Annotated in this window: 25 protein-coding genes; 12 read left to right on the top strand and 13 right to left on the bottom strand. The window is 64.6% G+C overall.

The window, feature by feature from the left end; genetic code table 11:
- Positions 1–25: 25 nt before the first annotated feature.
- The 3 genes from AC1DS5_RS02545 to AC1DS5_RS02535 all read left to right on the top strand — a co-directional run bounded on the left by AC1DS5_RS02545 (position 26) and on the right by AC1DS5_RS02535 (position 5,112).
- Entirely contained in the window at positions 26–2,494 is a 2,469-nt protein-coding gene (locus AC1DS5_RS02545) for an LPS-assembly protein LptD (RefSeq protein ID WP_477716672.1), read from the top strand.
- Positions 2,487–3,887, top strand: a complete 1,401-nt coding sequence (locus AC1DS5_RS02540; protein ID WP_477716671.1) for a peptidylprolyl isomerase — start codon at positions 2,487–2,489, stop codon at positions 3,885–3,887. The genes AC1DS5_RS02545 and AC1DS5_RS02540 overlap by 8 nt, the downstream gene beginning before the upstream one ends.
- Positions 3,888–4,086: 199 nt before the next feature.
- A complete protein-coding gene (locus tag AC1DS5_RS02535) occupies positions 4,087–5,112 on the top strand; it encodes a ribosomal RNA small subunit methyltransferase A (protein WP_477716670.1) in 1,026 nt (341 codons plus the stop codon).
- A gap of 273 nt (positions 5,113–5,385) precedes the next feature.
- Here AC1DS5_RS02535 and AC1DS5_RS02530 read toward each other — a convergent pair whose 3' ends face one another.
- From AC1DS5_RS02530 to AC1DS5_RS02485, 10 genes are all read right to left on the bottom strand, one after another.
- Positions 5,386–5,811, bottom strand: a complete 426-nt coding sequence (locus AC1DS5_RS02530; RefSeq protein WP_305634851.1) for a barstar family protein — start codon at positions 5,809–5,811, stop codon at positions 5,386–5,388.
- A gap of 64 nt (positions 5,812–5,875) precedes the next feature.
- A complete protein-coding gene (locus AC1DS5_RS02525) occupies positions 5,876–6,304 on the bottom strand; it encodes a guanyl-specific ribonuclease (protein ID WP_477716669.1) in 429 nt (142 codons plus the stop codon).
- Positions 6,305–6,484: 180 nt separating this feature from the next.
- Positions 6,485–8,803, bottom strand: coding sequence for an NADP-dependent malic enzyme (locus AC1DS5_RS02520; protein WP_477716668.1), 2,319 nt, complete (start codon positions 8,801–8,803; stop codon positions 6,485–6,487).
- 252 nt (positions 8,804–9,055) lie between these two features.
- Complete coding sequence (locus AC1DS5_RS02515) at positions 9,056–10,255, bottom strand: FAD-dependent oxidoreductase (protein WP_477716667.1); 1,200 nt, start codon at positions 10,253–10,255, stop codon at positions 9,056–9,058.
- Positions 10,252–10,512, bottom strand: coding sequence for a DUF2061 domain-containing protein (locus AC1DS5_RS02510; protein ID WP_477716666.1), 261 nt, complete (start codon positions 10,510–10,512; stop codon positions 10,252–10,254). The genes AC1DS5_RS02515 and AC1DS5_RS02510 overlap by 4 nt, the downstream gene beginning before the upstream one ends.
- A 79-nt stretch (positions 10,513–10,591) precedes the next feature.
- Positions 10,592–10,756 carry a rubredoxin gene (locus tag AC1DS5_RS02505; RefSeq protein WP_477716665.1) on the bottom strand — a complete coding sequence of 55 codons (165 nt, stop codon included), beginning with the start codon at positions 10,754–10,756 and terminating at the stop codon, positions 10,592–10,594.
- 215 nt (positions 10,757–10,971) lie between these two features.
- Positions 10,972–11,469 carry a rubrerythrin family protein gene (locus AC1DS5_RS02500; protein ID WP_477716664.1) on the bottom strand — a complete coding sequence of 166 codons (498 nt, stop codon included), beginning with the start codon at positions 11,467–11,469 and terminating at the stop codon, positions 10,972–10,974.
- A 185-nt stretch (positions 11,470–11,654) separates the two neighbouring features.
- On the bottom strand, positions 11,655–12,095 hold the full coding sequence (locus AC1DS5_RS02495) for a DUF6691 family protein (RefSeq protein ID WP_477716663.1): 441 nt from the start codon (positions 12,093–12,095) through the stop codon (positions 11,655–11,657).
- Positions 12,096–12,121: 26 nt separating this feature from the next.
- Positions 12,122–12,556 (bottom strand): YeeE/YedE family protein, encoded by a 435-nt coding sequence (locus AC1DS5_RS02490; RefSeq protein ID WP_477716662.1) that lies wholly within the window; start codon positions 12,554–12,556, stop codon positions 12,122–12,124.
- Positions 12,556–12,936, bottom strand: a complete 381-nt coding sequence (locus AC1DS5_RS02485; RefSeq protein WP_477716661.1) for an ArsR/SmtB family transcription factor — start codon at positions 12,934–12,936, stop codon at positions 12,556–12,558. Before AC1DS5_RS02485 ends, AC1DS5_RS02490 begins: the two co-directional genes overlap by 1 nt.
- Before the next feature lie 87 nt (positions 12,937–13,023).
- Between AC1DS5_RS02485 and AC1DS5_RS02480 the strand changes: the two genes are divergently transcribed.
- Together AC1DS5_RS02480 and AC1DS5_RS02475 are read left to right on the top strand one after the other, a co-directional pair.
- A complete protein-coding gene (locus tag AC1DS5_RS02480) occupies positions 13,024–13,905 on the top strand; it encodes an MBL fold metallo-hydrolase (RefSeq protein WP_477716660.1) in 882 nt (293 codons plus the stop codon).
- A gap of 120 nt (positions 13,906–14,025) precedes the next feature.
- On the top strand, positions 14,026–14,646 hold the full coding sequence (locus AC1DS5_RS02475; RefSeq protein WP_477716659.1) for a class I SAM-dependent methyltransferase: 621 nt from the start codon (positions 14,026–14,028) through the stop codon (positions 14,644–14,646).
- A gap of 51 nt (positions 14,647–14,697) precedes the next feature.
- Here the strand turns inward: AC1DS5_RS02475 and AC1DS5_RS02470 are convergent, their stop codons facing one another.
- Both AC1DS5_RS02470 and AC1DS5_RS02465 read right to left on the bottom strand, forming a co-directional pair.
- Positions 14,698–15,738, bottom strand: a complete 1,041-nt coding sequence (locus AC1DS5_RS02470) for an MBL fold metallo-hydrolase (RefSeq protein ID WP_477716658.1) — start codon at positions 15,736–15,738, stop codon at positions 14,698–14,700.
- Entirely contained in the window at positions 15,735–16,394 is a 660-nt protein-coding gene (locus AC1DS5_RS02465; protein ID WP_477716657.1) for a peroxiredoxin, read from the bottom strand. The genes AC1DS5_RS02470 and AC1DS5_RS02465 overlap by 4 nt, the downstream gene beginning before the upstream one ends.
- A 387-nt stretch (positions 16,395–16,781) precedes the next feature.
- On the opposite strand from AC1DS5_RS02465, the gene AC1DS5_RS02460 reads away from it, so the two are divergent.
- The 7 genes from AC1DS5_RS02460 to AC1DS5_RS02430 are packed head-to-tail and all read left to right on the top strand — an operon-like array spanning position 16,782 to position 22,560.
- Positions 16,782–17,669, top strand: a complete 888-nt coding sequence (locus AC1DS5_RS02460) for an NAD(P)-dependent oxidoreductase (RefSeq protein WP_477716656.1) — start codon at positions 16,782–16,784, stop codon at positions 17,667–17,669.
- A gap of 16 nt (positions 17,670–17,685) precedes the next feature.
- On the top strand, positions 17,686–18,369 hold the full coding sequence (locus tag AC1DS5_RS02455) for an amino acid ABC transporter permease (protein WP_477716655.1): 684 nt from the start codon (positions 17,686–17,688) through the stop codon (positions 18,367–18,369).
- Positions 18,370–18,384: 15 nt separating this feature from the next.
- Complete coding sequence (locus AC1DS5_RS02450) at positions 18,385–19,089, top strand: amino acid ABC transporter permease (protein ID WP_477716654.1); 705 nt, start codon at positions 18,385–18,387, stop codon at positions 19,087–19,089.
- Positions 19,067–19,795 (top strand): amino acid ABC transporter ATP-binding protein, encoded by a 729-nt coding sequence (locus tag AC1DS5_RS02445; protein WP_477716653.1) that lies wholly within the window; start codon positions 19,067–19,069, stop codon positions 19,793–19,795. The genes AC1DS5_RS02450 and AC1DS5_RS02445 overlap by 23 nt, the downstream gene beginning before the upstream one ends.
- A 22-nt stretch (positions 19,796–19,817) precedes the next feature.
- Positions 19,818–20,618, top strand: coding sequence for a transporter substrate-binding domain-containing protein (locus tag AC1DS5_RS02440; RefSeq protein WP_477716652.1), 801 nt, complete (start codon positions 19,818–19,820; stop codon positions 20,616–20,618).
- A 10-nt stretch (positions 20,619–20,628) separates the two neighbouring features.
- Positions 20,629–21,639, top strand: coding sequence for an AraD1 family protein (gene araD1, locus AC1DS5_RS02435; RefSeq protein WP_477716651.1), 1,011 nt, complete (start codon positions 20,629–20,631; stop codon positions 21,637–21,639).
- A gap of 15 nt (positions 21,640–21,654) precedes the next feature.
- Positions 21,655–22,560, top strand: a complete 906-nt coding sequence (locus tag AC1DS5_RS02430; RefSeq protein WP_477716650.1) for an amidohydrolase family protein — start codon at positions 21,655–21,657, stop codon at positions 22,558–22,560.
- 36 nt (positions 22,561–22,596) lie between these two features.
- Here AC1DS5_RS02430 and AC1DS5_RS02425 read toward each other — a convergent pair whose 3' ends face one another.
- Complete coding sequence (locus AC1DS5_RS02425; protein WP_477716649.1) at positions 22,597–23,268, bottom strand: FadR/GntR family transcriptional regulator; 672 nt, start codon at positions 23,266–23,268, stop codon at positions 22,597–22,599.
- Positions 23,269–23,319: the final 51 nt, after the last annotated feature.

Below are 23,319 nucleotides of genomic sequence, written 5' to 3'. Positions count from 1 at the left end.
CAAACGGGTTTATCTCACATAAACGATGCGCCGCGCATCCCGCTCCCCCTTTATTCTTTCCCCGGTGGCTCATGCTGTCTCCCGTCTGGTGCTGTGCGCCACGCTGGGCTGGACGTACGCCGGGGGCGGGCATGCCCAGGTGCCGGCGCCTGTGGAGGGCTCCGAAGTCCCGCCGGGAGCCCGCCCGCCCGCTTCTGCGCCCGTTGCGGCGCAGCAGGAAAGCCCGGTCAAGCTGAAAAGCTCTCCCATGCTGACCGAGGAGGTACCGAAGGGGCCCGGTGATGAAGGGCCGACCTTTGTGTTCGGCGATCGGGTCTCGGGCCGCCCCAATCTGGAAACCGTGATCGATGGCAATGCGGAACTGCGCCGCGGCGCCACCAGCATGCGCGCCGACCGGATCGAGTATTACCAGCCCGAAGATCGCGTCAAAAGCCGCGGCAACGTGCGCATCAACAACGCCGGCAACAGATTTGAAGGCCCCGAGTTGGAAATCACGCTGGACCGGTTTGAGGGCTTTTTCACCCAGCCGCGCTACCGCTTTCTGAGCAATGGCGGCAATGGCCAGGCCGAGCGGGTTGACTTCATCGACGACAAGCACCTCACGGCGCACAAAGCCAGCTACACCACCTGCGAGCGCGACAACGAAGCCAGCTGGAAGCCCGCCTGGGAATTGCGCGCCCGAAGCTTTGAATTTGATTTTGACGAGGAAGTCGGCGTGGCCAACGGCGCGGTGCTGCGCTTCAAGGACGTGCCCATTCTGGGGTTTCCCAAATTCAGTTTTCCGCTGAGCGACAAACGCAAGTCGGGCCTGCTGCCGCCGACCCTCAACGTGAGTTCGGTCAACGGTGTTGAAGTGCGGCAACCCTATTATTTCGACATTGCCCCGAACCGCGATGCGACGTTTTCGCCCGCCGTCATGACCAAGCGCGGCGTGGACCTGGCCGGCGAGTTTCGCTACCTGGAGCCGACCTACAAGGGCGAGCTGCGCGCCAATATCCTGCCCGGCGACAAGCTGCGCAACCGCGACCGCTGGTCCTACGGTTACCTGCACAGCGGCACCATCGACAGCGGCGTGTCGGCCATCGGCAATCTGGGGGTCAACCTCAATTTGAACCGCGTCAGCGACAACGACTACTGGCGCGATTTCCCCATAGCCACGACATCGACCACGCAGCGCCTGCTGCCCCAGGACGCTACCGTGAGCTGGAACCGTGGGTTCTTTGCCGCGGCCGTGCGCACCCTCAAGTGGCAGACGCTGCAGGACCTGAACGCGCCCATCGTTCCCCCCTACGACCGCCTGCCCCAGTTCACCGCCAATTACACCCGGGTGGACGCGCCGCTGCTGGGCCTGGGCAACGGCTTCGACTGGTCTGTCGAGGGCGACTACACCCGCTTTTCTGCCGACAGGCTGCTCACCTTGCAGCCCAACAGCAACCGCGCCTTCACCCGGGCCCAGGTCAGCCGCCCCTGGCTGATGCCGGCCGGCTTCATCACCCCCAAGCTGCAGCTGCACGCCACCAGCTACCAGTTTGACGCACCGCTGGCCAATGGCGCGCGGTCAGCCTCGCGCACCGTTCCCACCTTCAGCCTCGACAGCGGCCTGCAGTTCGAGCGCCAGGCCGGCTTCCTGGGCCGCAGTTTTACCCAGACGCTGGAGCCGCGGGCTTTTTATGTGCGCACGCCCTACCGCAACCAGAGCCTGCTGCCCAACTACGACTCGGGCGCCAACGACTTCAACTTTGCGACGGTGTTCACCGAGAACGCCTTTGTCGGCAACGACCGCATTTCAGACGCGAACCTGCTCACCCTGGGCGTGACCTCCCGTTTGCTGGACCCCGCCACCGGCGCCGAGGCGGTCCGCGTGGGCGTCGCGCAGCGGCTGCGTTTTGCCGACCAGAAAGTGACCTTGCCGGGCGGCCTGCCGATCACGGACCGTATCAGCGATTTGCTGGTGGGTGCGTCGGTCAACTGGGTGCCGCAATGGTCTTTTGACAGCACCATTCAGTACAACCCCAAGACCCAGAATTCCGAACGCAGCTCGATCGGGGTGCGCTACAACCCCAGCAATTACCGTGTGATCAGTGCCGCGTACCGGCGCCAGCGCAATATCAGCGAGCAGATTGACGTAGGCTGGCAGTGGCCCATCAATGACCTGTGGGGCGACAAGGGGCGCGACCTGGGTGCGGGGCAGGGTCAGGGCGGGGGGCGTTACTATGCGGTTGGCCGCCTGAATTACAGCGTACCCGACCGGAAGCTGGTGGATGCGATCGTCGGCGTGGAGTACGACGGCTGCTGCTGGATTGGCCGGGTGATGCTGCAGCGCACGCAAAACGGCACGGCAACGTCCGACACCCGGATCCTGTTCCAGCTTGAACTGGTCGGCTTTTCGCGCATTGGCGCGAACCCTCTGGAAACTCTCAAGTCCAACGTTCCACGCTACCAATACCTGCGTGAGAAAATCAACACCCCAAGCCGTTTTACCACCTATGACTAATCACCGTTTTTTCGCCGGGCTCGCCGGACGGCTCCCCGACCGGCCCCTGGCTGCCGCGCTGGCGCTTCTGCTCACCCTGCCCCTGATCGGGGTGCAGGCCCAAAGCCTGCGGCCGTCCGGCGGCTTGCGGCTTCCCAGCCCCGCCGCCAGCGCTGCGGGCCAGCGGCAGGCTGACTTCATCGTCGCTGTCGTGAATTCGGAACCCATCACCAACAGCGAGGTGCGTACCAAGCTGGCCCGCACCGAGCAGCAAATCATCCAGCAGGGTGCGACCCTGCCCCCCCGGAGAGAGCTGCTCCCGCAGGTGCTGGAGCGTTTGATCAGCGACAAGGCGCAACTGCAGCTGGCCCGATCGAGCGGCGTGCGCGTCGACGACAACGCCCTCGAAGCCGCCGTGCAGACGGTTGCCCGGCAAAATCAGATCAGCGTGGATGAGTTGCGCCGTCGCCTGAAGGCCGATGGCATCGCCTACAGCCAGTTCGAGTCCGACTTGCGCGACGAGCTGCTGGTCAGCCGCCTGCGCCAGCGCGAGGTCGAGTCCCGGGTGACCGTGACCGAACAGGACATTGACCAGTTCCTGCGCGAACAGGAAGGTGCTTCCGAGCTGTCCTCGCTGGCCCTCAACCTGGCCCAGATTCTGGTGGCCGTCCCGGAAAATGCCACGCCCGCGCAGGTGGCAGCCCTGCAGGCCAAGGCCCAGCAGGTGATGGATAAGGCGCGCGGGGGAGCTGACTTTGCCGCCCTGGCCAATGAGTTCTCCGACTCCCCCACCCGCGGCACCGGCGGGCTGATGGGCTTGCGCGAGGCAGACCGCTACCCGCCGCTTTTTGTGGAGAGCACCAAGAGCCTGAAGGTGGGCGGGCTCGCCGGCCCGATCCGCAGCGGTGCCGGTTTTCACGTCCTGAAAGTGATTGAAAAAAGGCAGGCCGGCATGCCCGGCTCTGTGATTCCGCAAACCCATGCCCGCCACATCCTGCTGCGGCTGTCCCCCAAGCAGGGCGAAGCCGCTGCCACCGAGAAGCTGGCCGCGTTCAGGAAGCGCATCCTGGCCGGCCAGGCCGATTTTGCCGCCCTGGCGCGCGAAAACAGTGAAGATGGTTCCGCCAAACAAGGCGGTGATCTGGGCTGGGCCAACCCCGGCATGTTTGTGCCCGAGTTCGAGAAGGTCATGAACGGCCTGGCGCCCAACCAGATTTCCGAGCCGCTGGTGTCGCGCTTCGGTGTGCACCTGATCCAGGTGCTGGAGCGGCGCGAGGCGCAGATGTCCCCGCGCGACCAGCGCGAGATGGCGCGCAACGTCCTGCGCGGGAAAAAGCAGGACGAAGCCTATGCCCTGTGGGCGCAGGAAGTCCGCGGCCGTGCCTATGTGGAATACCGCGAATCGCCGCAGTGAATGTAGCCCCCACGCTTGTCACTGCGTGTACTGCGCTGCCCCCCGAGGGGGCCGCTGCGCCTGCGGCCCGGCAAAGCCGGTTCCGCGGCCCCTGCTGGGATGAAGAGCCCCCACGCTCGCTCACAGTGGGTAGCGGCCTGGCGGAAAATGGCTTGAGCCTGTCGGAGCGCGGCCCCAACTTTGGCGGGCGTAACTGATCGTGAAACATATCCCGCGCAAGCGCTTTGGCCAGCATTTCCTGACGGACCGGGGCATTATTGAAGGCATCGTCCAGGCGATTGCGCCCAAGGCGGGCCAGGCGGTGGTGGAGATTGGGCCCGGTCTTGCGGCGCTGACGCAGCCGCTGGTCGAGCGGCTGGGACATCTCACGGTGATTGAACTGGACCGTGATCTGGCGCAGCAGCTGCGCGCGCATCCGCAGCTGACGGTGGTGGAGTCGGATGTGCTGAAGGTGGACTTTCGCCAACTGGCAGAGCGCTTGCAACACGGCCCCGTGCGCAGCGCAGGGCTGCCCCAAGCCGAAACAGCTCCCAAGGGGCTGGAGCCTGCGGGCTCTTCATCCCAGCAGGGGCCGCGGGACTGGCTTCGCCAGACTGCAGGCGCAGCGGCCCCCTCGGGGGGCAGCGCAGTACACGCAGTGACAAGCGTGGGGGCCAACGAACGCAGCGCCGGGCCGCCCCAAGCAAGTTCAGCCCCCTCGGGGGGCAGCGCAGTACACGCAGTGACAAGCGTGGGGGCTCATAAGCTCCGCGTGGTCGGCAACCTGCCCTACAACATCTCCACGCCCATTTTGTTCCACCTGCTGGACGCCGTGGACGTGATTGAAGACCAGCACTTCATGCTGCAAAAGGAGGTGATTGACCGCATGGTGGCGGCGCCCTCCACGAGCGACTATGGCCGGCTCAGCGTGATGCTGCAGTGGCGCTACGCGATGGAAAACGTGCTGTTTGTGCCGCCGCAGAGCTTTGACCCGCCGCCGCGGGTGGACAGCGCGGTCGTGCGCATGGTGCCGCACGCCCACCCTGCGGCGCTGGACGTCAAACTGCTGAGCCAGCTCGTGCAGGTGGCTTTCAGCCAGCGCCGCAAGCTGCTGCGCCATACCCTGGGCCAGTGGCTGACGGCGCGGGGCTTCCCGGGAAGCTTTGACGTGCAGCGCCGGGCCGAGGAGGTGCCGGTGGCCGAGTATGTGGCGCTGGCGCAGCAGGTGGCTGCCGTGGCCGTGTAGTAGCCGTGCCATGGCCGTGCCGTGGCCATGTGGGCGCCTGCTGGAGCTTGCACCATGAAAAAAGGCCGTCGGATGACGGCCTTTTGTCTTTTCGCCTGAAACCGGGGTGTCAGGCGGCTGCGAGCCAGTAGCCCGCGTTGAACGGACTGCTCATACGCAGAGCCAGCGGTGACACGTCTACCAGTTTGTCGGTAGGCATAGGTTCTTCACCGTCTGCAACTGCTTGCTGGGCCTCATTCGCCCGATCCCCTTGGCCAATGTCTGGGGAGCGGGCTACAGAAAAGAATAGAAACATCTGAACGGGATCTTTCGATCCGCCCAGTAGTCCGCGGCATCCCTGAAGATGTCGAGCAGTTGCTCCCGCGCTTCCTTGTCAAACTTGGCGTTGGCCGGAATCTGCTCGAGCACGACGATGAAGCCGGGCTGCGGGCCTGATTTGTGGACCAGGTCCGTCATGCAGTCGTATAGCGCATCGAAATTCTTGCCGAAATGTGCCGGGAAGGTGTATTGCGCCGCGATCATGTCCAGAATGTCCTGTTTGCTCTGGGCATTGCCCAGGTTGGCATACAGGAAGTGCTGGTTCAGCTGTGTGGCCGCATCCTGCAGGTCCTGTACGCGGAATGCGCGTATGGACTGCACGATATTGGGCCGCACGCCACGCAAGGGCGTTTCGTTGTCCCGACGAAGTGGTGTATCCATCTCCGCTTCTCTTTCTCTTAAGTCAAAAACTCGAATTAACAACCACAATCCAATTTATCGGACTTCAAGGAGTAATCTTGCGAAAACTCGCATAGTGGTTATCGGTGTAATAACAGGCATCAGGTGCGGTGGGTTTCAAGCCACCACAAATAATGCGCCGGGCTCCCCGGCTCTGCTCACCGGGTGTCCGGACGGTGTACTCACGGTAGTAGCCGCGATTGTTGGCGGGAAGAATCCGTTCCCGGTTGCCAAACACCGTGCCGTCCTTGTCGTACCTGAACGGCCCACCCTGGTAAATCAGCCTCATCATGTCGCGCCCTTGAGGGGGCAGCTGGGTTGCCGAAATCGTTGCCACCGGGCCCGGATCAACCAGGCTTCTGGCGTGCACCACATCGGGGCTTAACCCTGCCAGGCTCGTCGACAGGACCCACAACCCGGCGGCTACCGCCGCCCGCCAGCAACCCCACTCACCGCGCCCAGTCTTGCGCAACATGAAAAATGCCTTTCTTGAATTCAGGTATTAACCCCCAAATTTTTTTCGGGTTAACCCTTAAATTTCAAGAGGCGTAGTTTGCCGCATATGGGCAGAAAACGCAAGTGGCTGCTGAAAATTTAGGCACCAACTGCGGGGGATAAGCCGCTAGTAAGTTGGTGCTAGCTATCTAAATTTCCGTTATCTGGCTGCGTTTGCGTCCGCTACGGTGAGGGCTGTCATATTGACAATGCGGCGCACCGTGGCCGTCGGAGTCAGGATGTGCATGGGCTTGTTGGCGCCCAGCAACACGGGGCCGATGGTAATGTTGCCACCGGCGGCGGTCTTGAGCAGGTTGTAGGCAATATTGGCCGCATCGATGTTGGGCAGCACCAGCAAATTGGCTTCACCTGTCAGCGTGCAGTTGGGCATGATGACGCCGCGGGTACCGGCGTCCAGCGCCATGTCGCCGTGCATTTCGCCATCGACTTCCAGCCAGGGCGCTTTGTCGCGCAACAGTTCCAGCGTGCGGCGCATCTTCAGGGCGCTGGGCTGGTTGGACGAGCCAAAGTTGGAGTGCGACAGCAAGGCAGCCTTGGGTTTGATGCCAAAGCGCAGCATTTCCTCGGCCGCCATGGTGGTGATTTCGGCCAGCTGCTCCGCCGTCGGGTCGTAGTTCACATGGGTATCGAGCAGAAACACCTGGCGTCCGGGCAGCAGCAGGCCATTCATGCAGGCGTAGGTGCACACGCCGTCACGCTTGCCAATCACCTGGTCCAGGTAGTCCAGGTGGTGGGCGGTGGTGCCCCAGGTGCCGCAAATCAGCCCGTCCACATCGCCCTTGTGCAGCAGCATGCCGGCGATCAGTGTGAGGCGGCGGCGCATTTCGATCTTGGCCATCTGCACGGTCACGCCGCGGCGCTCCGTCATGCGGTGGTAGGTCTGCCAGAAGTCGCGGTAGCGGTGATCCTGCTCGACATTCACCACGTCGTAATCGAGATCCTCCTTCAGGCGCAGGCCAAACTTTTCAATGCGCTGGGCAATGATCGCGGGCCGGCCGATCAGGGTCGGGCGCGCCAGGTTTTCGTCTACCACGATCTGGCAGGCGCGCAGCACGCGTTCTTCCTCGCCCTCGGCATAGGCCACGCGCTTGCGGGCCGCCGTCTTGGCCGAAGCAAAGATCGGTTTCATCACGGTGCCGGAGGCATAGACAAAGCTTTGCAGCTTCTCGCGGTAGGCGTCCAGGTCCTGGATGGGGCGCAGGGCCACGCCGCTGTCGGCGGCCGCCTTGGCCACGGCAGGCGCAATCTTCATCATGAGGCGCGGATCGAAGGGCTTGGGAATCAGGTATTCCGGGCCGAAGGTGAGCTTTTCGCCCACGTAAGCGGCGGCCACCACCTCGCTCTGCTCGGCCTGCGCCAGCTCGGCAATCGCGTGCACCGCGGCAATTTCCATCTCGATGGTGATGGTCGATGCGCCGGCGTCCAGGGCCCCCCGGAAAATATAGGGAAAGCACAGTACGTTGTTGACCTGGTTCGGGTAGTCAGTCCGACCTGTTGCCATGATGGCGTCATCACGCACCGATTTGACGTCTTCTGGCGATATCTCCGGATTGGGATTGGCCAGGGCCAAAATGATGGGCTTGGCCGCCATCTTCTTGACCATCTCCTTCTTGAGCACGCCGCCGGCCGAAAGGCCCAAAAAGATGTCGGCGTCTTCGATGATTTCGCCGAGGGTGCGGGCCGACGTTTTTTGCGCAAACTGGATCTTGTCTTCATCCATCAGCTCGGTGCGGCCTTCATAGACCACGCCGGCCAGGTCGGTCACATAGATGTTCTCGCGTGGAATGCCGAGTTTGATCAGCAGCCCGAGGCAGGCCAGCGCCGCCGCGCCCGCGCCCGAGGTCACCAGCTTGACCTGTTTCAGGTCCTTGCCCACGACCTTGAGCGCATTCAGCACCGCCGCGCCCACCGTGATGGCCGTGCCATGCTGGTCGTCGTGGAACACGGGAATCTTCATCCGCTTGCGCAGCTCACGTTCCACGTAAAAGCAGTCGGGCGCCTTGATGTCTTCCAGGTTGATGGCGCCAAAGGTCGGCTCCAGCGCGGCGATGATGTCGACCAGTTTGGCCGGGTCCTTTTCGTCGATTTCGATGTCGAACACATCGACACCGGCAAACTTCTTGAATAAAACCGCCTTGCCTTCCATCACCGGCTTGGACGCCAGCGGGCCGATGTCGCCCAGGCCCAGCACGGCGGTGCCGTTGGTCACCACGGCCACCAGATTGCCGCGGCTGGTGTATTTGAAGGCCGCGTTCGGGTCCTTGACGATTTCCTCGCAGGGCGCCGCCACGCCGGGCGAATAGGCCAGCGCCAGGTCGCGCTGGTTGGTCAGCTGCTTGGTGGCCGCGATGGCCAGCTTGCCGGGGGTCGGAAACTCGTGGTATTCGAGCGCGGCGCGGCGCAGTTCTGCGCGTCTTTCGTCACGGTTGTCGGGCGTCGCGGCGGGTGGTGTCGGCATCTAGGGGTCTCCAGCAGAAACGGTCGGTATGACCGTCAATTTCTTGTAAGGTCTGCGATTGTAGGCCGTTGCGTGGGAAAACCCCAGTCAGTGAATCTACGCAAATCAGGTGTTGCGCTTTTGACTTTTTACCAAGGAACCGGCCGGTCACGGCCTCCCCGGTCAATAGCCAGCCAGGGAAACGTCGCCGGGTTTGGGGGCGATGGCGGGCCGGCCGACAACGGCCTCCCGCGTCCAGGACGCGTTCAGGCCCTAGAGTGCAACTCGCTTGGACTGCACCATGCGCTGGGCGGTCTGCGTGCCCGCCAGTACAAAGCCGCGTTGCAGGCCCGCTTCGTCAACCCATTGCCACAGGCCTGCTTCCGGCATGTGCCATTGGCCGTCTGTGCCGGGCTGCGGCGGCGCCACCACCAGCGGCAGTGCGGGGGTTTTCACGGAAACCGGCATCAGCGGGAAAACCACTTCTGCCGGCGTGCCCGCCAGGTTGGCCGCCAGCGCCTTGGCCGCAGCCATGATGGGCATCACGTAAGGCAGCGCGCAGCCATGCACCGACAGTTTTGAGGCCGCGCTGGCGTACTGGGCGCTGTCGCCCAGCGCGTACACGCCCTCGGCGCTGGTTTGCAGGCGGGTATTGACCACAATGGCGCGGTCTACCGTCAGGCCTACCGCCCGGGCCAGGGCCGTGTCGGCTCTCAGGCCGATTGCGCTCAATACGCAGCCGGCGTCAATGACTTCCCCGCTGGCCAGCGAAACCGCCAGCGAATCGGCGCCTGCCGGCTGTGACGCGGCTGGATCCACCGCGCGCACCGTGGTGCCGAGATAAAAGCGGACGCCCAGGGCTTCCAGCGCCTGCTGCAGGGCCGCGCTGGCCGCTTCCGGCAGCAGGGCGGCCAGCGGGCGGGCGCCGGGATCGACCACGCTGACGCGGTAGCCGGCTTGGGCCAGGTCATTGGCAAACTCACAGCCAATCAGCCCGGCACCCATGACCAGCACGTGCCGGCCGCGGTTGCCTGCGGCGTCGCCCGCCGGCTGCAGCTCCGCGTGAAAACGGGCGAAGTCTTCGAGCGAATTGACGCTGACCACGCGGTCCGCGGCCTGGCCCTCGAGCGGCACGCGAATCGGCTGCGCGCCGGTGGCCAGCACCAGATCGCGGTAGGCCACCGTCCCGGCAGACGTGCTGACGGTTTTGGCGGCCACATCGAGCGCCTCCACCCGTGTGTGGGGCATCAGCGTCACATTCAGCGATTCGGCCATTTTGGCGGCGGGGGTGCTGATGAGCTGCGCCGGCAGCCGGCCCTGCGCGAAGGCGTTTGATAAGGACGGCTTGGCGTAGAAGTCGCCGCTGTCCGCGGTGATCATCACCACGGGCGTGCTGCTGTCCAGCTTGCGGAACTCGCGCACCGTGGTCCAACCGGCCAGCCCGGCGCCAATGACCAGCACGGGCCGGCTCATGCCGCAGCTCCTGCCGTCAAGGGCATCGCTGGCATGGAGCTCAGCGCCCTGCGCTGTCCGCCCCAGCGTTCCCAGGCTTTCTCATGGAAGAAAAAGGCAAAGGCCTGAACCGTGGGCTCCAGCAGGCTCAGCGTCATGGCCAGCAAAAAATTGCCCGTGACAGCGTAGGCCACCAAGGCGGCGACGGTGACATGCAGCACGTAGTAGCTGGCAGTCTTCTTCAGGGTAGGCAAGTTGGCGCGGGCAAGTTTGGCCATCACGGACTCCACAAATTCGGTAAAACAAGGGCCGGCCGCGCCACCATGACGGGCCGGCGGCGGCAGGGCTGCGGATTTCTTAAATTTCGACCAATTCAAAATCGGCCTTGGCAACGCCGCAGTCCGGGCATGCCCAGCTTGCAGGCACATCGGCCCAGCGGGTGCCGGCTGCGATGCCGTCTTCAGGACGGCCAGCCGCCTCATCGTACACAAAGCCGCAAACGATACAGAGATAGGTTTTCATCGGGTTTCTTTCAGTTTCTAAAGTTAATGTGCCTCTGACCCCTTTGTATAGGGGTCGCCAGCTCTCAAGTGAAGGGCGTCAGGGGCGGCCGGAAGGACACCCGGCTGCTTGAACCCTGCGCTGCTGTTTATTTGGTGCCGAACTGTCCATTGTCAGTCGGTATCGCTGCGCGCGTCTTACAGCCCCTGCAGGGTCAGCCCTGCGGGCCCGCCTGTTCAAGCCGCAGCGGCGCCTTCTTTGACGACGTTCAGCCGCGCCTGGTAATGGTTGGCATGGCGCTCTTCCACCCGGGCCAGGGCGGCAAAACGCTTCTGGGCCTTTTCCAGGGTGGCCTTGAACTGTGCGGCATGCACTTTGGATTCCTCGATCTGCTCGTCCATTTCAGCCACGGCCGCCGCGTTGCCTTCGGCTTCAGCGGTGGCGCGGAAGCCGGGGTACATCTCGGTGTACTCGTAGGTTTCGCCGTCGATGGCGATCTGCAGCGCCCGGGCGGGCGTCATGGTCGCCTTGGGGTAGAGCAGGTCCAGGTGGCCGAAGGCGTGCATCACTTCCTGGTCGGCGGTTTCTTCAAAGGTGCGCGCCGTGGCTTCGTCACCGGCCTCGCGGGCCAGTTTGGCGAAATAGCGGTACTTGATGTGCGCCATGGATTCGCCAGCGAAGGCGGCTTCCAGGTTGGCCATGGTCTTGATTTCGGGGCGTTGCGTTGTGCTCATCGTGAACTCCTGCGTGTTGATAGCTATAAATTATCGGGACAGGAGAAATGATATATACAAGCTATAGCATGGGCCAATTGGTTTTGCCTAAACGATTGATAGAAGCAATGACGGTCTGCCGGGGAAGAGCCGGTGCGGTCAGTGGTGCGTGGGTAGCCAACGCGGCCGCGCCCATCGGCGCTTGCTCACGCGGTGCGATGCGTCAGCGCCTGCCGGCGCTTTTCCAGCACCTCGAACACCGCCATGCCGGTGAGCATCGCGGCGACAAACACCAGCGCTTTGGACTCGCCCATGCCGAGGGCCACCAGGCCGGGACCCGGGCAGAACCCGGCAATGCCCCAGCCCATGCCGAACAGCGCACTGCCCATCACCAGCCGGCGGTCTATACGGCTGGCGGTGGGCAGTTTCATATCGGCGCCCAGAAGCGAGCGAGTCCGGTTTTTCGCCAGCAGGAAGGCGGCAGAGCCCACCGCGATGGCCCCCGCCATGACCAGTGCCAGCGAGGGGTCCCACCGGCCCGCCAGGTCCAGGAAACCAACTACCTTGGCCGGATTGGCCATGCCGGACACCATGAGCCCCAGGCCGAACAGCAGGCCGGCGAGTAGCGACGTCAGGACAAAAAACATGAATCTGCTCCTTGACTACTTGGCGGTTAACGACTGAAGAGGTGGCGCAGCACGAACACCGTCACGAAACCTGTGCCCATGAAGGTGACCGTTGCCGCCAGCGACCGCAGCGAGAACCTGGAGAGGCCGCAGACGCCGTGGCCGCTGGTGCAGCCGGAGCCGTAGCGGGTGCCTACGCCCACCAGCAGACCCGCCGCGACCAGCGCGCCGTAGCCGGCGTCAATCTGCACGGCAGGCAGTGCGGAGAATGCCGCGTACACCAGCGGCGCGCCCACCAGTCCCGCGATGAAGGCGGCACGCCAGCCCACATCGCCCCGCGCGGGCTTCAACAGGCCGCCCAGAACACCGCTGATGCCCGCGATGCGTCCATTGAGCAGCACGAACAGGGCGGCGGCCAGGCCGATCAGCATGCCGCCCAGCAGGGCGGACCAGGGCGTGAAGGCATTCCAGTCGATGGACATCAGGTTGCTCCTTCGGGGCTTTCGGGGGGGTGGGCGTCTTGGGGTTTTTTGGGGTTCTCGGGGCAATAGAGGCGATACAGCACCGCCAGGATTTCCAGCAGGGCCGGATCGGCTACGCTGTAGTAAATGTTCTTGCCCTGCCGGCGTGTGTTGACGACGCCTTCATTGCGCAACACGCCGAGTTGTTGCGACAGCGTGGGCTGGCGGATGCCCAGCCCGCCCTCCAGCTCGCTGACGCAGCGTTCGCCCTGCGACAACTGGCACAGCAGCAGCAGCCGGTCCTCATTGGCCAGCAGTTTCAGCACGCCAACCGCTTGCGCGGTCGCGCCGCGCAGCAGCTGGGGGTCTATCACGGGGTGGACGGGATGGGCGTGCTTCATGGGATCGGTCTGGCGGGTTACTTGACAACATTATATCAATAAATATATTATTTGCGAATATATTGAAGTGAACCCACAGAGTCAGCCATGAGTGCCCGCACCACGGTCCAAGCTTTTTTTGACAGCCCCACCGGGACGGTCACCTACGTGGTGGCCGACACCAGCACCCGGCACGCGGCCATCATCGACCCGGTGCTGGACTACGACTTCAAGGCCGGACGCACCAGTACGACCTCGGCAGACCGGGTGCTGGCCCATGTGGCGGAGCACCGGCTGTACATCGATTGGATTCTGGAGACCCACGCCCATGCCGACCACCTGTCGGCAGCCCGCTACTTGAAGGACCATGTGGGTGGGCGCATTGCTATCGGCGAGAACATCCGGGTGGTCCAGTCCACCTTCAAGACGGTCTTTAACCTGGAGCGCGCCTTCCTGCCCGACGGCAGCCAGTTCGACCATTTGTTCAAGGACGGCGAGACTTTCAGCATCGGGGGTGTCGAGGCCACCGCGCTCCTGGTTCCCGGCCACACCCCCGCGGACATGGCGTACCGGGTGGACGACGCGGTGTTTGTAGGTGACACGCTGTTCATGCCCGACGTGGGCACGGCGCGGGCCGACTTCCCCGGTGGCGACGTCCGTGCGCTGTATCGCTCCATCCGCACCCTGCTGGCTTTGCCGGCCAAGACCAGGATGTATGTGTGCCACGACTATCCCCCCGCGTCGCGGGCGCCGCTATGGCAGACCACCGTGGGCGAACAGCGTGCCCGCAACATTCACGTGCACGACGGCGTCTCCGAAGAGGCCTTCGTCACCATGCGGACCGCCCGCGACGCCGCGCTGGACATGCCCACCCTTATTCTTCCGTCCATCCAGGTCAACGTCCGCGCCGGCGACATGCCGCCGCCCGAGGACAACGGCATCCGGTATCTGAAAATTCCGGTCAACACGCTGGGTGCGCAAACGGGATAAAGTGCTTCATAACCGAAAGTAACGGAAAGCGCTTCGGCAACGCGCTGGGGTCGCAAACAGGCGTTGCCCGGTGATCAGGGCCCCACCGGATTACTTTGGCGTCTTTGTGAAAGAGCAGGAATGAACACCCGGCATCATTGGGAACAGGTCTATCAACACAAGGCAGCAGACGCGGTCAGCTGGTTTCGCCCGCATCTGGAGCGATCCCTGTCGCTGATCGAAAAAGCGGCCCCCGGCCGTGCCATGTCCGTCATTGACGTCGGCGGCGGCGAGTCGACGCTGGTCGATGATCTGCTGGCGGCGGGCTACCGCGACGTCAGCGTGCTCGATATTTCGCAGGCGGCCATTGATGCCACCCGGCAACGGCTCGGCCCCGCCGGCCAGGCGGTGACGTGGTGGGTCGGTGACGTCACCCAGGTGGCCCTACCCGCAGCACGCTACGACGTGTGGCACGACAGGGCGGTTTTCCACTTCCTGACCGACGCCGGGCAACGCGATGCCTATGTGCGGCAGGTCATGCGGGCCGTCAAGCCGGGCGGCCATGTCATCGTCGCCACCTTTGGGCCGGAGGGGCCGGCCCAGTGCAGCGGTCTTGACGTGGTCCGCTATGACGCGCAGGGGCTGCACGGGGAATTTGGCGCAGCTTTCCAGCTCGTCGAAAGCGCCACTGAAGTCCATGAAACCCCATCCGGGACAACGCAGCAGTTCATCTATTGCTACTGCGTCAAGGCGCCTGGGTGATGCAGGACCGCCGCCTGCATCTCCTCGCAACCCACAGCAACGCGGTCGCCGTCAGGCCGCCGGCCCCGCACGCACCGGGTAGCCCGCCTCGCGCCAGCTCTTCATGCCGCCGTCAAGCGCAACCACGCGCTGAAAGCCCATGGTGCGCAGCGTGGCCGCGGCCAGCGTCGAGACACGGCCGAACTCGCAACAGGTGACGATGCGGGTCGTCGGGTCCGGCAGCTCGCTGTCGACGCGCAGCTCCAGTTGGCCGCGCGGCAGCAGCCGCGCGCCGGGAATGTGCCCGGCCTCGTAGGCATCGCGCTCGCGCACATCGAGGACGATCAGATCGGCCGACGGCGCCTCGACACGGCTTCGCAATTCGGCCATGGACATGAAGGGCACGCAAGCGGCAGCCTCGGCCAGCATCTGCGCCACGGTCTTGCCACCGCTCATGTTGGTGCGCAGGGCTTCCGTGAGGTGGGTGGGCATGGACAGGTCAAGACTCTTCATCATCTCCACGAACGCCGCCCGGTCCGTCCGCTGCAGACGTGGGTTGGTGGCGATTTCATCGCCGATGGTCGAGTGGCTGCGGCCCTTGTAGTCGTGGGCCGGGTACACCAGCAGCGCCGGGTCGAGCTTCAGGAGCCGCCCGAACAGGCTGTCGTACAGCGCTTCGGGATCGCCGGTGGGAAGGTCGGTGCGCCCGGTGCCGCCGATGAGCAGCGTGTCGCCGGTGAAGACGCGGTCGCCCGAGACCAGGCACATCGAGTCCACGGTGTGCCCAGGCGTGTACAGCACCTGCAGCCGCAGCTTGCCGAGCACGATCATCTCGCCGTCATCGACGCGCAGGTCCACGCCGGGCGCCGGGCTGGCCCGGTGCATGACGGTCATCGCGCCGAGGCGGTCGGCCAGCTGGCGCGCGGCCGAGAAGTGATCGGCGTGCGTGTGCGTGTCGATCACGAAGTGGATGCGCAGCGCGTCGCGCGACGCCAGCGCCAGGTAACGGTCGACCTGGCTGACCTCGGGATCGATCAGCGCTCCGGCGCAGGTGTCAGCACAACCCAGCAGGTAGGACTGGCAGCCTCCGACGGCGACCTGCTCGAAGATCATGACGGTTGCTTGACGATGCGCAGGTAGGGTTTGGGCGCTTTCCAGCCCTGCGGGAACAGCGTCTTCGCATCGTCGTCGGACACCGAGCCGGCGATGATCACGTCCTCGCCCTGCTTCCAGTTCACCGGCGTGGCCACCTTGTGCTTGGCCGTCATCTGCATCGAGTCGAGCACGCGCAGGATCTCGTCGAAGTTGCGGCCAGTGGTCATCGGGTAGGTCATCATCAGCTTGATCTTCTTGTCGGGGCCAATGACAAAAACCGAGCGGACGGTGGCGTTCGTGGCCGCGGTGCGGCCCTCGGCGGTGCCGGGCTCGTCCGCCGGCAGCATGTTGTAGAGCTTGGCGACCGCCAGGTCGGTGTCGCCGATCATCGGGTATTTCGGCCGATGGCCCTGGGTCTCTTCGATGTCGCTGGCCCAGCGCGTGTGGTTGTCCACCGGATCCACCGACAGGCCGATCAGCTTGCAGTTGCGGCGCGTGAACTCGGGCTCAATCTTCGCCATGTAACCGAGTTCCGTCGTGCAGACGGGCGTGAAGTCCTTCGGGTGCGAGAACAGGATCGCCCATCCGTCCCCTATCCATTCGTGAAAGCGGATCTTGCCCTGAGTGGTCTCGGCTGTGAAGTCAGGGGCGGTGTCGTTGATGCGCAAAGACATGACTACTCCTTCAGCGCCTGTTGGTTGGCGGCGACTCGCCCGGCGCTCTGGCGCAGAGCCACCCTGGAATACGTTGGAAGAACTAGAAATAGTAGCAGCTAGCCCGCCGCAGGTCGAGCGCGCGATGACCGCTGGTCGGCCACGGAGAAAACGGCCAGTCCTTTCATCCGCGCCAGGACCGTAGCTGCTGCCTGTGCTGCGAGCCGCCCTCCCTGTTGCCGGTCCGGCCGGCAGAGGCGGATTCCAGGAGCATCGACCAGAGTTCCGCATGGCTTCCGTACTGATTCAAAAACCCATATCGATAGATCACGAAATACGATTGGATGAGGATCGCTACCCTTCGTATGCTTCGTCACCACGTCAAACACAGTGGCACTGGAGACAAGCATGGCAGTTGAAAAGGCCCGTATCGGGTTCATAGGCTTAGGCATCATGGGCACGGCGATGACCCTGCGCCTGCTTGAACAGGGCTGGCCGGTCACGGTCTGGAACCTCGAGCCCGAGCGGGTGCTGCCCCTGGTTGCGGCCGGCGCCGTGAGCGCGCCTTCACCGGCGGCCGTCACCGCTGCCAGCGACATCGTGATCCTGTGCGTGCTGCATACCGAGGCGGTGCGCAGCTGTGTCTTCGGGGCGCAGGGCATTGCCCAGACGGCGGCGGCCGGCAAGACCCTGATCGACCATTCCACCATCGACCCCGCGGCAACGCGCAGCATGGCGCAGCAACTGCAGGGGAAGACCGGCATGCGCTGGGTCGATGCTCCCGTGAGCGGTGGCCCGCTGCAATCGCGTGCCGGCACGCTGACGGTGATGGCCGGCGGCGAAGCCAGCGACATCGAGTCCATCCGCGCCGTGATGGCCGACCTGGCCGCCAACTTCACCCACATCGGCCCGAGCGGCGCGGGCCAGACCGCCAAGATGATCAACCAGCTGATTGTCGGCAGCGGTTATGTGGTGCTGGCCGAGGCCCTGACCCTGGCCGAAGCGGCCGGCATCAATGCGCAGGTGCTGCCGCAGTGCCTGGCTGGCGGCCATGCCGACAGCAGCCTCCTGAAGCAGCTCTACCCGCAGATGCAGGCGCGCGCGTTTGAGCCGCCGCGCAGTTATGCCCGGCAACTGCTGAAGGACCTCAAAGCCGTGAAGGAGTACGCGCACGCGCTCCAGCTCAGCCTGCCCATGCTCGAGGCCGCGACACGGCGCTACACCGACTATGTCGAGCAGGGCAACGGCATGAAGGACACGGCCTCCATCGTCAACTCGTACCGGCCCGCGGCCTGAACCTGCCGGCGACAACATGACTTACAAATTCGACTTCTCCGCCGTGCTGGCCCAGTGGCCGCTGTTTCTGCATGGCGCCTGGCTGACGATCCAGCTTGCAGTGATCGCCACGCTGCTGGGTTTCCTGATCGGCACGCTGTGCGCCTTCGGCCGCGGCAGCCGCAACGGCTGGATCGCGCAGGCCTGCAGCCTCTACGTGGAGACCATCCGCAACACGCCCCTGCTGGTGCAGATCTTCATCGTCTACTTCGGGCTGTCCAGCCTGGGGTTCAAGGTGCCGGCCTACGTGGCGGCGATTGCGGCGCTGGTCATCAACGTCGGCGCCTACACCACCGAGATCATGCGCGCCGGCATCGACTCCATCCACAAGGGGCAGCTCGAGGCCGCCGAGTGCCTGGCGCTGTCCAAGCTGCAGGTCTACTGGCATGTGGTCCTGCGTCCCGCCATGGAACGCGTCTACCCGGCGCTGACCAGCCAGTTCGTGCTGCTGATGCTGGCCTCGTCCATCACGTCGCAAATCTCCGCGGAGGAACTGACGGCAATTGCCAACCGCGTCCAGTCCGACACCTACCGCTCCTTCGAGACCTACATCGTGGTGGCCGTGTTCTACCTGATGCTGTCGCTGCTGATGCGCCTCGGTTTCTGGGCCATCGGCCAGGCCGTTTTCACGCGCCGTCGCCGGCTCGGCACCCCCCTGTAAGCGCGGGAGCAAGCCATGAACAACGAATTCAACCTCAACCATCTCTACTTCCTGGTGCAAGGCGTGGGCTGGACCGTCATCCTGTCGCTGATGGCTTTTGCCGGCGGTGGCCTGCTGGGCTTTGGCGTCGCGCTGGCACGTATTTCGCGCAGCCGCACGCTGCGCTGGCTGGCGCTTGGGTTTGTGCAGCTGGTGCAGGGCACGCCGCTGCTGATCCTGATGTTCCTGTCGTATTTCGGCCTGAGCATCATGGGCCTGAGCCTGCCCGCGATCGTGGCCGCCGGGCTGTCGATGACCATCTACGTCAGCGCCTACATCGGCGAGATCTGGCGCGGCTGCATCGAAGCAGTTCCCAAAACCCAGTGGGAAGCCGCCGAATGCCTGGCGCTGACCCGCACCCAGCGGCTGTTCATGGTGATCCTGCCGCAGGCGCTGCGCATCGCCACGCCACCCACCGTGGGCTTCATGGTGCAGATCGTCAAAAACACCTCACTCGCCTCCGTCGTCGGCTTCGTTGAGCTGGCGCGCGCCGGCCAGATCATCAACAACTCGCTGTTCGAGCCCTTCGTGGTCTACATGCTGGTCGCTGGCCTGTACTTTTTGCTGTGTTTCCCGCTGTCCTGGTGGGCCCGCAAACTCGAAAACAGATTGCTCGCTGGCCGCAAGCCCGAGCCGGAACTGAAGAAAGGAATCGGCAATGTCCAATATTGTGAATCTTGAAAACGTGCACAAGAGCTTCGGCAGCCTGAACGTGCTCAAGGGGGTGTCGTTCCAGGTCAAGAAGGGCCAGGTGGTGGCCATCATTGGCCGCAGCGGCTCGGGCAAGAGCACGGCGCTGCGCTGCATCAACCGGCTGGAAGCCATCGACAGCGGCCTGATCGAAGTCTGCGGCCACCGGGTGAGCGACCCGGCCATCGATCTGCGCGGCCTGCGCCGCGACGTCGGCATCGTGTTCCAGAGCTACAACCTGTTTCCGCATCTCACGGTGGAAGAGAACATCACGCTCGCCCCACGTGCCGCCAAGGGCAAGAGCCGGGCCGAGGCGCTGGAACTCGCCCGGACGGTGCTGCGCCAGGTCGGCCTGGCGGACAAGGCGCAGGCCTACCCCGAGCAGCTGTCGGGCGGCCAGCAACAGCGCGTGGCAATCGCCCGCTCGCTGGCGATGGAGCCGCAGGTCATGCTGTTCGACGAGGTCACCTCGGCGCTCGATCCGCAGCTGACGGGCGAAGTGCTCAAGGTCATCGAGGAGCTGGCCGCCGGCGGCATGACCATGGTGCTGGTGACCCATGAAATGGCGTTTGCCCGCAAGGTGGCCGACGTCGTGATCTTCATGCATGAAGGCCGGATCTGGGAAACCGGAACCGGCGACATGCTGCTCAACCCGCAGACCGCCGAACTGCAGCAATTTGTCGACAACGGCTTGTAACCCCAAAAAAGGAAACCTCACCATGAAACTGACCTCCATCCTCTCCCGCAGCGCCCTGGTGCTGGCCGTGGTTGCCACGGGCTTCGCCGCCCAGGCCGACACGCTGGACAGCATCCGCGCGGCCAAGAAGATCCGCATCTCGGTCGACCTCGCGGTACCGCCCTCGGGCATGACCGACGGCAACATGAAACCCACCGGCTCCGACTATGACGTGGCGGTGCTGCTGGCCAAGGACCTCGGCGTCGCCCTGGAAGTGGTGCCCACCGTCGGCGCCACGCGCATCCCCAACCTGCAGACCGGCAAGGCCGACATCATCATCTCCACCCTGGCCTGGACGGCCGATCGCGCCAAGGTGATCGACTACTCGGTGCCCTATGCCCCGCAGATCTCGCTGGTGGGCGGCATCAAGGGCGTCCAGGTCAAGAGCATGGCGGACCTCGCCGGCAAGAGCGTGGCGGTGAACCGCAGCACCACGCAGGACAGCGACATCACGCAGAACGCCAAGGGCGCCACCGTGGTGCGGTATGACGACGATGCCGGCGTGATCACTGCCGTCGTCACCGGCCAGGCCGACCTGGTGGGCACCTCGAACGCGCTGTTCCAGACGATGATGCAGAAGGCGCCGAACCGACAGCTGGAGCCCAAGTTCATCCTGCGTACCAATGACCTCGGCATCGGCGTGCGCAAGGACGACACGCGCATTCTGGCCTGGGTGAACGACTGGGTGCGGGCCAACCACAAGAACGGCAAGCTGGGCGAGATCTTCAAGAAGTACCACGGCGCGGAGATCCCAGCCGAGGCGCTCGAGAAGTGGCTGAAGTAAGGCTTGCCTGATGGCCGCGTTGCGCCTGCTGCAGTTCCTGCGCGCCGACGGCGAGCGCGCCGTCGGCCTGGTCGAAGCGGCCGATACCGTGCGGGTGCTGGCCGGCTGCGACAGCACGTATGCGCTGGTCCAGCAGGCGCTGGCAGAAAAGATGCCACTGGCACGGCTGGTCAAAAAACGGGTTTCCGCCGAACGGGTTGACTACGACGGGCTGGTCGAACGCCAGGCCGTGCTGGTGCCGTTCGACCACCCGGACCCGGCCCACATGCTGGTCAGCAGCTCGGGCCTGACACACCTGGGCAGCGAACGCACACGCGACCACCTGCGGCGCGCACTGCACGCCGGCCAGACCACGCTCAGCGATTCATTGCGGCTGTTCAAGCTGGGCCTGGAAGGCGGGCGTCCCGATGGCAATGGCCCGCCGGGCGTCGCCCCCGAATGGCACTTCAAGGGCAGTGGCCATTCGGTGGTCCATCCCTACCAGGATTTTCCGGTTGCGGCCTTCGCCGAAGACGCCAGCGAAGAGCCCGAACTGGCCGGCCTGTACCTGATAGCCGCCGACCGCACGCCGCGCCGCGTCGGTTTTGCCCTCGCCAACGAGCTGTCCGACCATGTCACCGAGCGCAGCAACAGCGGCCTGGTGTCGCACGCCAAGCTGGGCGGCAGCTCTTTCGGCCCGGAGCTGTTGCTCAACGAATTGCCGCCGAGCATCACCGGCCTGTCGCGCATTGTGCGCAAGGGCCGCCCGCGTTGGGAAAAACCCTTTTTCACCGGGGAGGACAACATGTCGCACTCCATCGGCAACATCGAGTTCCACCATTTCAAGTACGACCAGTTCCTGGTGCCGGGCGACGTGCACGTGCACTACTTCGGCACCGCCACACTGTCGTTCGCCGAAGGCATCAAGGTCGACAGTGCCTGCCGCTTCGAAATCTCCGCGCCACCATTCGGCCGGGCGCTGGTCAACGGCATTCGCCGCGTCAACAACGCTTTTCGCTACGGCAGCATGAAAGCTGCCTGACCTTCAGGACCTGCCATGACCGAAGCGCTGGGGTTTCCCATCATCGATGCCCACCAACATTTCTGGGATCCCGTTCTGAACTACTACCCGTGGCTGTGCGACAGCGACCGTCCGCCGCACCGGTATGGCGATCACCAGTCGATCGCCCGCCCCTACCTGCCGGTCGACTACCTCCGGGATACCGCGGCGTTCAGGCTGGCCGGCAGTGTCTACATCGAGGCCGATTGGGATTCGCGCGACCCCATCGGCGAGATGCGCTACATCGCGGGCCTGCGCCAGCAAAGCGGTTGGCCCACGGTGGCGGTTGGCAAAGCCTGGCTGGACCAGCCCGATGCGCAGCACACGCTGGAGCAACTGGCCGCCTTCGGCTTTGTGCGCGGCATTCGCCACAAGCCGCGCGCCAACGAATCGCCAGCCGACACGGCCGCGGGTGGCATGGCCGACCCCGCGTGGCGGCACAACTATGGCCTGCTGGCGCGCCACGGCCTGCATTTCGAGCTGCAAACACCCTTTTGGCATTTGCACGAGGCCGCAGCCCTGGCGCGGGACTTTCCGGACACCCCCCTCATCATCAACCACACGGGCATGCCCTCTGATCGCAGCAGCGAAGGGCTTGCGGCCTGGCGAGAGGCCATGCGGTGCGTGGCGCAGTGCCCGAACGTTTTTGTCAAACTCAGCGGCATCGGCCTGGCCGGGCGGCGCTGGTCGGTGCAAGCCAACCGCCCGGTGGTTCGCGACACCATCGAGATCTTCGGTGCCGACCGCTGCATGTTCGGCAGCAACTTTCCGGTGGACAGCCTCTGCGCCTCGTTCGAGGACATCTTCCGCGGCTTCGCGGGCATGGTCGCGGATCTGTCGGCGACGGAGCAGCGCCAGCTGTTCCACGACAACGCGCTGCGCCTCTACGACATGCGCCGCTGAACCGGCCGCGTCCCGCGCGGCCTTGTCGTTGCGGGACTAGATTCCCAGCAGGTTGCGCCGCACGCGCAGCAGGTGGTCGCGGGTGCGCGCGGTGGCGGTGGCCAGGTCGCGGTCCTGGAATGCCGCGACCAGTTCCCTGTGCTCGCGCTGGTACTCGGCGCGGCGCTCCGGCGTGACGCTCTTGCGCTTGAGCATTCCCCACTCGCCTTGCTCGCGCGCCTCGTTCATGAGGCGGAAGACGTTGGTGACGAAGGTGTTGTGGGCGGCTTCCGCGATGACCTCGTGCAGCATGCCGTCCCAGCGCTCGAACTCTTCCAGCGAGGCGGCGGCCTCGGCCTTGTCGCAGCACGCTTGCATGCGCTCGAAATCGGCCGACGTCGCGTTGCGGATCACCATCTCCACGATCGCCGGCTCCAGCGCCAGCCGGGCTTCCATCAATTCCGCCGGGCTGGTGGCCTGGGCGGGGCCGCCCTTCGCCATGCGGGCCAGCGCGCCGTTGACGCCATCGGTGACATAGGTCCCGCTGCCGACGGTCTGCGTGATGAGCTGCGCGTCCTTCAGTTGCGCCAGCACGCGCCGCACCGTGGAACGGCCGATGCCGAACTGGTCGCACAGCTCGCGCTCGGTGGGAATGCGGTGCCCGGCCCGCCAGGTGCCGGACTTCAGGTTCTTGACGATGGTTTCCCGCAACTGGGCTGCACTGTCCATGAAAGGCTCCGGGTGGTTGGAAGGACTCAGCCTGCATCGTACCAAATCAAA

Source organism: Polaromonas sp. P4_H1 (assembly GCF_056400945.1).
The sequence above is the reverse complement of the archived record's forward strand: the minus strand, read 5'-3'. Positions and strand labels throughout refer to the sequence as shown.

Coding starts and splice junctions, on each gene's coding strand:
- AC1DS5_RS02545 (WP_477716672.1), top strand. CDS start 26: ATGCGCCGCGCATCCCGCTCCCCCTTTATTCTTTCCCCGGTGGCTCAT.
- AC1DS5_RS02540 (WP_477716671.1), top strand. CDS start 2,487: ATGACTAATCACCGTTTTTTCGCCGGGCTCGCCGGACGGCTCCCCGAC.
- AC1DS5_RS02530 (WP_305634851.1), bottom strand. CDS start 5,811: ATGGATACACCACTTCGTCGGGACAACGAAACGCCCTTGCGTGGCGTG.
- AC1DS5_RS02525 (WP_477716669.1), bottom strand. CDS start 6,304: ATGTTGCGCAAGACTGGGCGCGGTGAGTGGGGTTGCTGGCGGGCGGCG.
- AC1DS5_RS02520 (WP_477716668.1), bottom strand. CDS start 8,803: ATGCCGACACCACCCGCCGCGACGCCCGACAACCGTGACGAAAGACGC.
- AC1DS5_RS02515 (WP_477716667.1), bottom strand. CDS start 10,255: ATGAGCCGGCCCGTGCTGGTCATTGGCGCCGGGCTGGCCGGTTGGACC.
- AC1DS5_RS02510 (WP_477716666.1), bottom strand. CDS start 10,512: ATGGCCAAACTTGCCCGCGCCAACTTGCCTACCCTGAAGAAGACTGCC.
- AC1DS5_RS02505 (WP_477716665.1), bottom strand. CDS start 10,756: ATGAAAACCTATCTCTGTATCGTTTGCGGCTTTGTGTACGATGAGGCG.
- AC1DS5_RS02500 (WP_477716664.1), bottom strand. CDS start 11,469: ATGAGCACAACGCAACGCCCCGAAATCAAGACCATGGCCAACCTGGAA.
- AC1DS5_RS02495 (WP_477716663.1), bottom strand. CDS start 12,095: ATGTTTTTTGTCCTGACGTCGCTACTCGCCGGCCTGCTGTTCGGCCTG.
- AC1DS5_RS02490 (WP_477716662.1), bottom strand. CDS start 12,556: ATGTCCATCGACTGGAATGCCTTCACGCCCTGGTCCGCCCTGCTGGGC.
- AC1DS5_RS02485 (WP_477716661.1), bottom strand. CDS start 12,936: ATGAAGCACGCCCATCCCGTCCACCCCGTGATAGACCCCCAGCTGCTG.
- AC1DS5_RS02480 (WP_477716660.1), top strand. CDS start 13,024: ATGAGTGCCCGCACCACGGTCCAAGCTTTTTTTGACAGCCCCACCGGG.
- AC1DS5_RS02475 (WP_477716659.1), top strand. CDS start 14,026: ATGAACACCCGGCATCATTGGGAACAGGTCTATCAACACAAGGCAGCA.
- AC1DS5_RS02470 (WP_477716658.1), bottom strand. CDS start 15,738: ATGATCTTCGAGCAGGTCGCCGTCGGAGGCTGCCAGTCCTACCTGCTG.
- AC1DS5_RS02465 (WP_477716657.1), bottom strand. CDS start 16,394: ATGTCTTTGCGCATCAACGACACCGCCCCTGACTTCACAGCCGAGACC.
- AC1DS5_RS02460 (WP_477716656.1), top strand. CDS start 16,782: ATGGCAGTTGAAAAGGCCCGTATCGGGTTCATAGGCTTAGGCATCATG.
- AC1DS5_RS02455 (WP_477716655.1), top strand. CDS start 17,686: ATGACTTACAAATTCGACTTCTCCGCCGTGCTGGCCCAGTGGCCGCTG.
- AC1DS5_RS02450 (WP_477716654.1), top strand. CDS start 18,385: ATGAACAACGAATTCAACCTCAACCATCTCTACTTCCTGGTGCAAGGC.
- AC1DS5_RS02445 (WP_477716653.1), top strand. CDS start 19,067: ATGTCCAATATTGTGAATCTTGAAAACGTGCACAAGAGCTTCGGCAGC.
- AC1DS5_RS02440 (WP_477716652.1), top strand. CDS start 19,818: ATGAAACTGACCTCCATCCTCTCCCGCAGCGCCCTGGTGCTGGCCGTG.
- araD1 (WP_477716651.1), top strand. CDS start 20,629: ATGGCCGCGTTGCGCCTGCTGCAGTTCCTGCGCGCCGACGGCGAGCGC.
- AC1DS5_RS02430 (WP_477716650.1), top strand. CDS start 21,655: ATGACCGAAGCGCTGGGGTTTCCCATCATCGATGCCCACCAACATTTC.
- AC1DS5_RS02425 (WP_477716649.1), bottom strand. CDS start 23,268: ATGGACAGTGCAGCCCAGTTGCGGGAAACCATCGTCAAGAACCTGAAG.